This window comes from Williamsia deligens (genome assembly GCF_024171765.1).
GTDB classification, from domain to species: Bacteria; Actinomycetota; Actinomycetes; order Mycobacteriales; family Mycobacteriaceae; genus Williamsia_A; species Williamsia_A deligens.
In genome coordinates this window covers 1293157-1304747 of the sequence record NZ_JAMTCI010000001.1, presented here as the reverse complement: position 1 = coordinate 1304747, position 11591 = coordinate 1293157, and the positions used below count along the sequence as shown (strand labels likewise).

General features: G+C 69.1%; 12 protein-coding genes and 1 tRNA gene. 6 read left to right on the top strand and 7 right to left on the bottom strand.

The features are described from left to right. Nucleotides 1-18: 18 nt before the first annotated feature. A complete protein-coding gene (locus LX14_RS06280) occupies nt 19-387 on the top strand; it encodes an ASCH domain-containing protein (RefSeq protein WP_253646384.1) in 369 nt (122 codons plus the stop codon). Here the strand turns inward: LX14_RS06280 and LX14_RS06275 are convergent. After that, entirely contained in the window at nt 346-1941 is a 1596-nt protein-coding gene (locus LX14_RS06275; protein ID WP_253646383.1) for a hypothetical protein, read from the bottom strand. The genes LX14_RS06280 and LX14_RS06275 overlap by 42 nt on opposite strands. A 123-nt stretch (nt 1942-2064) precedes the next feature. Between LX14_RS06275 and LX14_RS06270 the strand changes: the two genes are divergently transcribed. Then, nucleotides 2065-3675 (top strand): glycosyltransferase family 39 protein, encoded by a 1611-nt coding sequence (locus tag LX14_RS06270; protein ID WP_253646382.1) that lies wholly within the window; start codon nt 2065-2067, stop codon nt 3673-3675. A 3-nt stretch (nt 3676-3678) separates the two neighbouring features. Here the strand turns inward: LX14_RS06270 and glfT1 are convergent, their stop codons facing one another. The 4 genes from glfT1 to LX14_RS06250 form a co-directional block, all read right to left on the bottom strand. After that, nucleotides 3679-4602 (bottom strand): galactofuranosyltransferase GlfT1, encoded by a 924-nt coding sequence (gene glfT1, locus LX14_RS06265; RefSeq protein WP_253646381.1) that lies wholly within the window; start codon nt 4600-4602, stop codon nt 3679-3681. Between the two features lie 2 nt (nt 4603-4604). Then, nucleotides 4605-5414: a galactan export ABC transporter ATP-binding subunit Wzt/RfbE gene (gene wzt, locus LX14_RS06260; RefSeq protein WP_253646380.1), complete on the bottom strand. Its 810-nt coding sequence runs from the start codon at nt 5412-5414 to the stop codon at nt 4605-4607. A 7-nt stretch (nt 5415-5421) separates the two neighbouring features. Further along, nucleotides 5422-6285, bottom strand: coding sequence for a galactan export ABC transporter permease subunit Wzm/RfbD (gene wzm / locus LX14_RS06255; RefSeq protein WP_253646379.1), 864 nt, complete (start codon nt 6283-6285; stop codon nt 5422-5424). A gap of 76 nt (nt 6286-6361) precedes the next feature. Further along, entirely contained in the window at nt 6362-6928 is a 567-nt protein-coding gene (locus LX14_RS06250; RefSeq protein ID WP_308214075.1) for a bacterial proteasome activator family protein, read from the bottom strand. Between the two features lie 164 nt (nt 6929-7092). On the opposite strand from LX14_RS06250, the gene LX14_RS06245 reads away from it, so the two are divergent. Further along, complete coding sequence (locus LX14_RS06245) at nt 7093-8289, top strand: cysteine desulfurase-like protein (RefSeq protein WP_253646377.1); 1197 nt, start codon at nt 7093-7095, stop codon at nt 8287-8289. Between the two features lie 4 nt (nt 8290-8293). Here the strand turns inward: LX14_RS06245 and LX14_RS06240 are convergent, their stop codons facing one another. Beyond that, complete coding sequence (locus LX14_RS06240) at nt 8294-9271, bottom strand: NAD(P)H-quinone oxidoreductase (protein WP_253646376.1); 978 nt, start codon at nt 9269-9271, stop codon at nt 8294-8296. Between the two features lie 228 nt (nt 9272-9499). Between LX14_RS06240 and LX14_RS06235 the strand changes: the two genes are divergently transcribed. The 3 genes from LX14_RS06235 to LX14_RS06225 all read left to right on the top strand — a co-directional run bounded on the left by LX14_RS06235 (nt 9500) and on the right by LX14_RS06225 (nt 10872). Continuing rightward, complete coding sequence (locus LX14_RS06235; protein WP_253646375.1) at nt 9500-10021, top strand: MarR family winged helix-turn-helix transcriptional regulator; 522 nt, start codon at nt 9500-9502, stop codon at nt 10019-10021. A 45-nt stretch (nt 10022-10066) separates the two neighbouring features. Further along, nucleotides 10067-10154 (top strand) — tRNA-Ser (locus tag LX14_RS06230). A 112-nt stretch (nt 10155-10266) separates the two neighbouring features. Continuing rightward, on the top strand, nt 10267-10872 hold the full coding sequence (locus LX14_RS06225; protein ID WP_253646374.1) for a class I SAM-dependent methyltransferase: 606 nt from the start codon (nt 10267-10269) through the stop codon (nt 10870-10872). 2 nt (nt 10873-10874) lie between these two features. Here the strand turns inward: LX14_RS06225 and LX14_RS06220 are convergent, their stop codons facing one another. Further along, nucleotides 10875-11588: a CPBP family intramembrane glutamic endopeptidase gene (locus LX14_RS06220; protein ID WP_372505260.1), complete on the bottom strand. Its 714-nt coding sequence runs from the start codon at nt 11586-11588 to the stop codon at nt 10875-10877. Between the last annotated feature and the right edge of the window lie 3 nt (nt 11589-11591).

Here is an 11591-nt window from a genome sequence, read left to right as displayed (position 1 = left end):
CGCCGGAATCGAACCTCGGTGGCTGAACAGATCGTCGTCTTCCACACCCGGCATCGCGACGCGGTGCTCGACGGCGTGAAGACGACGACGGTCCGCTGGAACGAGCACATCGTCGTGGGTCCGGCGCTGTTCGTCGTCGACGGGTCCCACCCCTTGAGCGCGGTGCGCGGCGAGGTGCTGAGCGTGACCCGCCGACGGTCGGACACCATCACCGCCGCCGACGTCGGTGCTCCGCAGGGGACCGACACGCGCGCATTCGTCTCCCAACTCCGCGAGAATCACTATCCGGACATGCCCGACGTCGCAGATCTGGACGTGGTCGAGTTCCGCCTCGAATTCGGCGGTTCAGTCGGACGGCCAGGTCACCGGACCGGAGAGGCGGACTGACGCGTCCTCGACTCCGGTCCCGGTGTTCTGCAGCGATGGGTCCGGCGCGGTGAGGGTCCGTGTGTGGTCGTGCTGATACCGCGCTGCGTCTGAGGTCTGTTTGACGACCTCGTCCGCCGACGCCGGAGCCGGCCAGATGGTGATCAGATACCTGTCGATACCGGAACCGGTGTCGGCCTCGGCCGCGGCGTCCATGCCGTTCGCGCTGTAGCGGAGGCGGTAGGTACCGCGCGCCAAGGGCAGTTCGACGCCGGGTTCCCCGGTGCCCCAACCGTTCAGGAACAGTGGCGAATCGACCGTCAGCGGGGCTTCGACGATGTCCTCCCACCCGTCGGTGTCGAGCGGGGGCTGTTCCTGGCTGACCTCGAGAGTGACGTCGATGTCCCCGGTGTGCAGACCGCTGTTCAGCGGGATGCATGCTGGGTCGGCGGTGCCGACGAGCCCGTTGCGCTGCCCGACGAACGACGCCCAGTAATCACCGCTCCAGTCGTCCTGGGTAGCCAGGTAGTACTGGTGGTAGGCGACGTCCACGGGGCCGGAGTAGACGATGCCGGTGGTGAGCGCCGAACCCGGTGACTCGAGCTCCCGCCGTGAGTTCTCCGCCTCCTCCTGGACTCGCGCGACGACGTCCGCGGCGTCGTCCTCGCTGCCGACGGGGGGTATCGATCGCAGGATGCGCTCAGCGTCGGCGACGGTGAGCGCATCAGTCTGCCAGCGCAGCTCGTGCGTCCAGGTCCCGTCGGAGATCGAGTGACTCTCCGGCGCCCGGAACCCGAACGACGGCTCGGGTTGTGGGAGCCGCGTGAGCCACCGTCGCACCGTGACGTAGGGGGCAGTCACCGAGACCGACATGGTCAGGGAGCCCGTCTCGGGGTCGCCGTCGGTGCGGGACACGGTGATCTCCGACGGCATCCAGGCCGGCCGCGAGAGGGGGATGTCGGCGATCCTCGCCTGCAGTTCCTCGTTGCGCTGCATCATCTGCGCCGTCTCGTCCTCGTGCGTGATGAAGGGTCCACTCCAGGTGAAGAGCGAGTCGTCGAGCTCCTCGTCGAGGACGAATGACATCACCTCGAGGTGGTCGGTCCCGTCGGTCCACCTCAGGACGAGGCCCGATGCGTCGTCGATGATGAAGGTCTCCTGGGGACCGGACCGATGTGGACCGTGGGGGAAGGTGACCTCCCATGCAGGTCGGCCCTGGTGGGTCGCTTCAGTGATCGACGTCGGCTGACCGATGTCGAAGCCGCCCCGGTCCTCGAAAGGCCATCGGCGATGGGCACCGAACAGGCGACTGTGGTGCGCCCCGGCCCACATCATGGCGAACTGACCCTGGGTGAGATCGGTACGCACGACGTCGGCATCAGCGGGGAAACGGAATGTCTCCGTCTCCGATGCGATGTAGATCGGGGCGCCGTTGCGCTCCTCGCGTTCCCGCTTCGGCGGGTCCAGCCACAGCTCACTGGTCTGGCCGTTCGCGTACCGCAGATGGGCGTGCAGCGTTCGCCCCACGGTGCCGTAGTTCTTGGCACGAAGCACGCGCCACGAGGGAGTACTCATGACGCGAACCTTAGCCAGGCGAATCGGTCGAACGTGCGAAAACGGTCCACCCCGCGAGACCCGGCGGGGAATCGGTCGCGGTGGTGTCGGTCTCCCGCCGTCGCCGCGACGTACCGTCAGCCCGTGACGGTCCACGACTCAGCGCCGGCAGGCCCGACTGCGGAGCGTCGGGCCGACGTCGACGAGGCGTCGGATGACCGGCGGGGCCTTCTGACGATCGCGATCGTCGGGGTGGTCGCGACGCTGGTCACCGCGATCGGGACGTGGCGGCCGTCGCTCTGGTACGACGAGGCCGCCACCGTCTCGGCCACCGACCGGCCCCTGCCGGACATGATGGGCCTGCTCGGACACGTCGACGCCGTGCACACCGGCTACTACCTGCTGATGCACCTGTGGCTCGACGCCACCGGCTCCTTCGGGCTCACCCAGTTCGGCCTACGCCTCCCTTCGGCGGTGGGTGTGGGCGTCGCCGCGGCGGGCCTGACCGCGCTCGGTACGCGCGTCGGCGGCCGGCGGTTCGGGATCACCGCCGCCGTCGTGTTCGTGGCGCTGCCGCGGATCCAGTGGGCCGGCTCCGAGGCGCGCCCCTACGCCCTCGCTGTCGCCCTGACCGTCCTGGCCGCTCTCGCCGCGGTGATCGCCGGTGAACGCGGCGGCGCCGGACGGTGGATTCTCCAGTGGTTCCTCGCGACCCTGGCGTCGTCGTGGTTCGCCATCGCGATCCTGCTCCTCCCCGTCCACGTCGCATGGGCATGGCATGCCGGTGGGCGACGATCTGTGCGACCGGCGATCGTCTCGGCGGTGGCGTCGGCGTGCTTGTCCCTGCCGTTCCTCGTCCTCGCCCACGGCCAGTCGGGTCAGATCTCGTGGATCCCGCCGTTCGGGTGGCGGACCCTTGGTGACTACGTGCGCGACGAGTTCCTCATGGTCGACGACACGCGTCTGTGGTCGGTGATGCTCGGAGGCGTCATCGCGGTGCTGACCGTGGCCGCGATCGTGTCCGCCGTGGCGTCGATGCGCGGCGGCGGCGAACGAGCGCGGTCCCTCGCAGGTGTCACCGCGATCGGCGTGTTCTGGGTCGTGGGGCCGGCGGTGGTGCTGCTCGTGTACTCCGCGCTGGCCACGCCCACGTACACGCCGCGGTACCTGGCCGTCACCGCGCCGGGCCTCGCGCTGGTCGTCGCGCAGGGGATCCGCGTGCTGAGTCAGCGGTGGGTGCTGCGCGCGATCGTGGTGCTGGTCCTCGTCGGGCTGTCGGTTCCCGCGTACCTGCATCAGCGGGAGCCGTACGGCCGCACCGGGGGCACCGACTTCTCGCAGGTCGCCCAGCACGTCCGCGACAACGCCCACCCCGGTGACTGCGTCGCGTTCCAGCAGACGTTCAGTTGGAGCCCCCAGTCCCAGCGCATCATCGCCACCGCGGAACCGGATGACTTCCGCGGGTTGCGAATCCTGGCCGGCAGCAGCCGGATCCGCGAGAACGCGCTGTGGGACGGCGAGCCCGACCCGACGACGTACCGAGCGTGGATGCAGACCTGCCGTGTGGTGTGGGTGCTCGCCGACCGCGACCGCACGACGTCGTCGCGCATCCGACCCGACGGCGGGACCTACTGGTACTTCGAGCCGAACCGTTTCGTCGACACCCCGATCCACGCACTGGCGGTGTCAGCGGGACTCCACGAGACGAGCCGCACGAGCTTCCACAACTCGCAGGTCGTGCGGATGGACCGGTGACGGTCAGCGTCGACCGAACATCTCCCGACGGCCCTTCTGCCGCAACGACACCCACTCTCGGAAACCGGTGACATCCCGTCGCTGGACGAGGAAGTACCAGCCGAAGCGTGCGTACTCCTGAGGGATCAGTCGTCGCAGGCCGGGCTGATGCAGCAGCCATCCCCGGTTGCGGTAGGTGTAGAACCGCTTGGTCGCATCATCCGGGTACTGGGTGTGCATCCGCCCGCCGAGGATCGGGCGGAACTCCGCCGTGCCGTCCGGGTGCAGATACGCGGTGACGAGGCAGGTGCCGAACCGCAGCCCGGAGCGGGCGAGCCGCCGGTGCATCTCGACCTCGTCGCCGCGGACGAACAGTCGGAGGTCGGGGACGCCGACGGCCTCGATGGCCCGGGCCGAGAACAGCGCCCCGTTCATCAGCGACGCGATCCCGTCAAGCACCTCCTGGGACGAGGTGTCCTCGCCGGGTGCGAACAGCTCGGATCGCCTACGGCGCCACACGAGTCCGCGGCGCAGGGGGAAGGCGAGGGTGTCGGAGTCGTCGATGTTCACCACGACGGGCGACAGCTCGTCGTAGCCACCGGCGACGGCACACCGCAGCAACGTGGCCAGGACGTCAGGTCCCTCGGGTCGACCGTCGTCGTCGGCGCACCACACCCAGTCCGCGCCGAGGGCCAACGCGTGGAGCATGCCGAGCGCGAAACCGCCGGCACCGCCGAGGTTGTGCTTGGAGCCCAGGTAGGTGGTCGGGATCGACTGCGCCGCAACCAGGTCGGCGACATCCTGCTCGTCGCCGTTGTCGACGACGACCAGGTGGTCGACGGGACGGGTCTGCGCGCCGAGGACGGTCAGGGACTTCTCCAGCAGCGCACGGCGACGATGCGTGACGACGACCGCGACGACGGTGCCGGACGACTGCGGTTCGGGCACCCTCAGGCCCCAGGAGTGGGGTCGCCGGCGACCTCGGCGAGCACCTCGCGCACGTGCTTCGCGGCCTCCGGGCCCTCGTAGGCGCCGACGACCGACTCGATGTCGCTGTCCATCCGGACCTCGCCACGATCGATCCACAGCGCGCGGTCGCAGAGCTGCGCCAGGAACTCGTTGGAGTGGCTGGCGAACACCAGGATCCCCGACCGCTTCACCAGTTCCTGCAATCGCACACGGGCTTTGCGCATGAAGTCGGCGTCGACGGCTCCGATGCCCTCGTCGAGGATGAGGATCTCCGGGTCGATGCTGGTCACCACGCCGAGCGAGACGCGCACCCGCATACCGGTCGAGTACGTGCGCAGCGGCATGCCCAGGTAGTCACCGAGCTCGGTGAACTCGGCGATCTCGTCGACCCGCTTGAGCATCTCGCGACGGCTCATCCCCAGGAACATGCCGCGGATGATGATGTTCTCGTACCCGGAGATCTCCGGGTCCATGCCGACACCGAGATCGAAGACGGGCGCGACGCGACCCTGGATGCGGCAGGCGCCCCGGGTCGGTTCGTAGATGCCGGACAGCAGCCGCAGCAGCGTCGACTTGCCGGCACCGTTGTGGCCGACGAGACCGACGCGGTCGCCGTGCTGCAGGTGCAGGTCGATGTTCTTCAGCGCCTCGACGACCACCACATCGGAGTCGTTGGCGCCGATCACACCGCCGGCCTTGCCGAGTACCGACTTCTTCAGCGACCGCGTCTTCGCGTCGAAGATGGGGAAGTCGACGCAGGCACCCCACGTGTCGACCCGGACGTCACTCATCTGTTCCTCACACCCAGTAGGTCACTCGAGCACGGTAGTTGCGCAGCACCACCATCGCCGCGAGCCATCCGATCGCCGTGCAGCCGATCACGATGGCCCAGTGATAGAAGGGGACCGGCTCCCCGAGGAGCGGTCCGCGCGCGATCTGCAGGTAGTGGAACATCGGGTTGATCTCGACGACCTTCGCCTTCGTCGACTCCGCGCCCGTGACCTTCTTCAGGCTCGTCGCGCTCCAGATGATCGGGGTCATGAAGAAGACCAGTCGCACCGACGTCGTCAGCAGCTGACCGATGTCGCGGAAGCGGGTGGTGAGGATGCCGAAGACGATCGCCACCCACACGCTGTTCAGCACGAACAGCACGATCGCCGGGATCACGAGGACGACGGTCCAGGTGATCGGCTGCGGGAAGATCGCCAGGATCACGAGGTAGATCACGATGTTGTGCGCGAAGATGATCAGCTGCCGCCAGGCCAGTCGGTAGACGTGCACGCTCAGCGGGGTGGGGATCTGTTTGAGCAGGCCCTCGTTGCTGGAGAACACCTCCGCGCCGTCGAGGATGGATCCCTCGATGAAGCCCCAGAAGATGAAGCCCAGGGTGACGTAGGGCAGGAACGTCGCGATGTCCTCGTCGAACAGCTGGGAGTAGAGCAGCCCCATGGCCACGGCGGTGACGCCGGTGGCGATGGTGATCCACAGCGGACCCAGCAGCGAACGTCGGTACCGCTGCTTGATGTCCTGCCAACCGAGGTGCAGCCAGATCTCCCGCTGACCGAAGCCGGTACGCAGGTCGGTCACCGCACGGCGCAGAGTCCTCGAGTCGGACGGCGGCGGCGGACCGGGGTGCACCGCGTCGTCGGCGAGTGTGGACATGAGGCCCGAGCCTACCGGCCCGAGGTCGGTCGACCTGCGGCCAGTGACCGACCGCGCATCCGCACGGTCTCCGCCGTCAGAGGTACTGACCCGTCCCGGTGACCCCGTGCCCACCGCCCGGTCCCATCGCGGGACCGCCCGGACCGGGCAGAGCGCCCTGACGCATCTGCTCGAGTTGGGCCCGTGCGGCCATCTGCTGCGCGAAGAGAGCTGTCTGGATGCCGTGGAACAGCCCCTCGAGCCAACCGACGAGCTGTGCCTGGGCGATGCGCAGCTCCGCGTCCGACGGAGTCGCCTCGTCGGAGAAGGGCAGCGCGAGGCGCTGCAGCTCCTCGCGGAGTTCGGGCGCGAGCCCACCCTCCAACTCGCGGATCGACGAGGCGTGGATCTCCTTGAGCCTCGTCCGACTGGCGTCGTCGAGAGGGGCGGCCCGCACCTCCTCCAACAGCTGCTTGATCATCGTGCCGATCCGCATGACCTTGGCCGGCTGCTCCACCATGTCGGCGATGCCGCCGGGCTGGTCGTCGGACTCGCCGTCCACGCCCTCCCCACGGGAGGAACCCGGACCGACGACGACGATGTCGTCGCGATCAGGATGATCGTCGCGGCCCGAACCGAACAGTGGTGACGTCATGGCGACCATTGTGCGACAGGGGTCGGACGGCCCGCGAACGCCCACCGTGATCCCTCCTGGTGAATACCGGTCCCCACCTGCGACGACAACGCACGCGTGCACTCTGGTGAACTCCGTTCCGGCCGTCCGTCGGCCCTCAGGGCGTGACGGGCCGGAGGTCTATGGTGTTCGCCATGGCCTACGACGTCGCTCGGGTGCGGGGACTCTTCCCGTCACTCGGCGACGGGTGGATCCACCTCGATCCACAGGCCGGGATGCAGATCCCGGATTCGGTCGCGTCGACCGTGTCCAAGGGGTTCCGCGCGCTGGTGTCCCAGCCCGGCGGCGTGTACCCGGCGGCACGGCAGTCGCAGACCGTGATCGACGCGGCGCGGGTCGCCGTCGCCGATCTGGTCGGTGGGGATCCGCACGGCGTCGTCCTCGGCCCCACGCGCGGCATCCTGCTCTCCACTCTCGCCGAGGTCCTGCCGCCACGGGTGTGGCTCGGGTCCACGGCTGTCGTCAGTCGTCTCGACGACGAACCGAACGTGACGGTCTGGGAGCGCGCGGCCGACCGGTACGGCGCCCGGGTGCGATGGGCCGAGGTGGACATCGAGACCGGTGAGCTGCCGGCGTGGCAGTTCGCCGAGATCCTCGACGACTCGACAGCCGTCGTCGCCGTCACCGCAGCGTCGTCGACCATCGGCACCGTCACCGACGTCGCCGCGATCGGTGCCGCCGCACACGAGGTCGGCGCGCTGTTCGTCGTCGACGCGACGTCGGCCGCGCCCTACTCGGTGCTCGACATCGAGGCCATGGGTGCCGACGTGCTCGTCGTCTCGGCCGAACGATGGGGCGGCCCGCAGGTCGCGGCTCTGGTCTTCCGCGATCCGGCGCGGATCGCCGGGCTGCGCTCACCGGGCCTGTCGGGCACGACCACGGGACCCGGCCGCCTCGAGGTCGACGGACTGCAGCACGCGATGTTGGCCGGGTTGGCGTCGTCGGTCGAGCATCTCGCCTCCCTCGACGACGCGGCGACGGGCACCCGGCGAGAGCGGCTCGTCACGTCCATGACCAGCCTCAACACGTACCTGCGGCGGCTGACCGCCTACCTGGTCGAGTCGGTGTCGCACCTGAGTTCGGTGCACCTCGTGGGTTCTCCTCAGCACCGGGTGCCGACGGTGAGCTTCACCGTCGACGGTGTCGTCGCGGACAAGGTGGCGCGCCGTCTCGCCGACAACGGCATCTGCGCTCTCGTCGACGTGCCGAATCGAGCGCTCGACGTCATCGGTGTGCGCGACGTCGGTGGCGCGGTCACCATCGGGCTCGGGCAGTACTCGACGCCCTACGAGGTCGACCAGCTCGTGCGCTGCCTCGGCTCGCTGGGCTGACCCCCTACAGCGTCAGCAGCACTTTGCCGACCGCGTCGCCGCCGTCGAGGTGGCGGTGCGCAGCGTCCGCCTCCTCCAGGGGGAACGTGCGATCGACGACGGGACGGATGTCGCCGGACGCGATCAGCGGCCAGGTGGTCTCGTGGACGCCGGCCATGAGCGCGCCCTTGCCGTTCGGTCCGTCGACCGGGCGGCCGCGCAGATTGGTCGCGATGACGCTGCCGCGTTTGCGCAGCAGCGTCGACAGGTCGAGCTCGGCGGTGGTGCCGCCCTGCATCCCGATGACGACCAGGCGCCCGCCGGGTGCGAGCGCGGTGACATTCCGCGCGAGATATTTCGCGCCGATGATGTCGAGGATGACGTCGGCGCCACCCGCGTCGTCGATGACGTCGACGAAATCGTCCTGGTGGTAATCGATGAGGGTCGTCGCGCCGAATTCGGCGCATATGTCGAGTTTGCGTTGTGAGCCGGCGGTGACCGCGATGTGGGCGCCGAGTGCGCGGGCCAATTGGATCGCGTGTGTGCCGATGCCGCTCGCGCCGCCGTGGACGAGCAACTGTTCGCCGGACTGCAGCCGAGCCGCGAGGACGAGGTTCGACCAGACGGTGGCGGACACCTCGGGCAGTGCCGCGGCCTCGATCAGGTCGACGCCGTCGGGGACGGGGAGGACCTGCACGGCGGGCACCGCGACGTACTCGGCGTATCCGCCGCCGGCGAGGAGCGCGCAGACCTCGTCGCCGACCGTGAACGACTCGACACCGTCGCCGACCTGCTCGACGGTGCCTGACACCTCGAGGCCGAGGATCTCGCTCGCCCCGGGCGGCGGCGGGTAGAGGCCCTGTCGCTGCATGAGGTCGGCACGGTTGATGCCTGCCGCGGCGACCGCGATGAGGACCTCACCCGGACCCGGCGTGGGCTTGTCCGCGGTCGCCGGGACGAGGACGGATTCCGGACCTTCGTCCTGAACGGAGATGACACGCATTCCCAGTGCAACCGGCCGGCGGCGAACCCATTCCCTCCCCACAACACAAAGCACGCGTGCGATGGATCTGGTGATTTCCGTCGACAAGTCGCGCGATCGACCGACTGCCTTTTCTCGGTACCGCGAATTAGTGTCGGGACCAGCCGAGAAAAGGCGCCTTCCGTTCCTTCGTGCCCGGAATTCGCCGCGACACGAATCCGGGGGGCGATGTTCAGCACTGGCGAGGACATGCAGCCGGAACCGGACGACTACCCGGACAGTCCGGCCCACCCGGGTTCGCCGCTGAGGTCGGTCGGTGATCGGCATGACGACGCGGAACTCGGTCCGGACGAGCAGCGGGCGTGGCGCAGCTTCGTCGAGGGGACGCAGGCACTGCTCACCCACCTCGACCGGGAACTCGTCCGCGACAGCGATCTCGGACTGGGTGAGTACATGGTGCTCGAGGTCCTCGCCGACCACCCGATGCTGCGGATGACCGATCTCGCCGGCGGGGCGCTCGCGTCGCGCAGCACCATCTCGCGGCAGGTGTCGCGCCTCGTCGAACTCGGCGACGTGGAGCGTGTCCCCGACACGAATGACGCCCGCAACCGATTGGTGCGCATCACCCCGGCCGGACGGGAGCACCTCCGACGGGCCGCGGCGGGTCACGCGGCGCGGGTCCGCCGGCATCTCCTCGGTCCACTCGAGCGCAGCCCGGGCAACCTGGGCGACATCGAGACGTTCTTCGAGGACGTTCGGGACGGGCTGTAGGCACCACGTCCGCGTCGGATCTGCTGCGTTACCCTGACCGGCGAGGGAAGTGTGGCAGAGCGGCCGAATGCACTCGCCTTGAAAGCGAGCGTGGGTGAAACCACCGGGGGTTCAAATCCCTCCACTTCCGCCAGGATTCGCGCGAACCGTCCGACATCCGCACCCACAGCGGTCGCCGCGGTCACATCGCCCGCGAGTGCATCTCAGGATGCGGTTCCCGGACAGTCGACGGTACGGTCGGCGCGATGAGCGGCCGGGGGCCCATCGACGGCCGGTGGAACCACAACATTCACTACCACCGTGTCGTTCTCGACGCGGTTCCCGACGGCGCCCGGACCGCGCTGGACGTCGGCACCGGAGACGGTTTGCTCGCCGCGGATCTCGCGACGGTCGTCGGGTCGGTGACGGGGATCGACGCCGACGCGGAGGTCCTCACCTCGGCCCGTCGCGAATCGTCGTCGGTCACATGGGTCCACGGCGACGTGATGACGCACCCTTTCGCGCCGGAGTCCTTCGACGTCGTCGCTTCGGTGGCGACACTGCACCATCTCGGCGATCCGGCGACCGCCCTGCGACGACTCGCCGGTCTCACCGCGCCTGGGGGCGTGATGGTGGTCGTGGGGCTCGCGAGGACGTCGACGCTCGGCGACGTGGCAATCCATCTCGTCGGCCAACTGCAGCACCGCATCCTGTCCGCGCGCCACGGCTTCTGGGAGCACACGGCACCGAAGATCTGGCGGCAGTCGCACACCTACCGCGAGATGCGCACGGCCGCGGAGGAAATGCTGCCCGGCAGCCGGTGGCGTCGACTCCCCATGTGGCGCTACGCCATCGTGTGGCGCAAGCCCTGAACTCAGACGCCGAAGAGCGGCGGCAGCGCCAGGAAGATCACCGAGGTCCACGCGACGTGGGTGAGGATCGGGGCGAGCACGCCTTCGGTCGCTCGACGTTCCACCGCGGCGACGAAGCCCAGGAAGATCGCGGCGAAGCCGAGCATCGGGTTCCCGCTGGCCATCGTCACGACGATGTAGATGAGTGTCGAGAAGACCACCGGGTAGTGCCGACCGAGCGCCGAGTACAGCGCGCCGCGGAAGAAGAGCTCCTCGGCGATGCCGTTGACGAGGGCGATCACCAGGACGAGCGCCAGGTTGCCTGCGGTGGCGTGCTCGAACACCGAGGTGACGAGGTCCTTCAGCGGGGGGATCGTGCGCACGACGAGACCGCCGACGACGAACACCGCACCCAGTCCGAGCCCCACACCGATGCCGGTGAGGATCGGGCGGCGCCTGTGCCCGCGCCACGTCACCCGGCCCAGGTGCAGCGGACGGGACAGCGCGGCCCCGACGCACCACACCCCGGCCAGGGCGAGTGTGTAGACGTAGAAGATCGCGTCGCCCGGCTTGGTCGACAACGACAGCCCGAGGAACACGGCGCCGATGACGAGGAAGACCACCACGACGACGCGTCGGCGCTTGATGGTGCGGGGCGGTTCGGCGGGATGTGCGGGCTCCTTGTGCAGGACGGCGCCACGCAGTTGGTCCCAGCCCTCGCTCACGAGTGTCGTCACGGG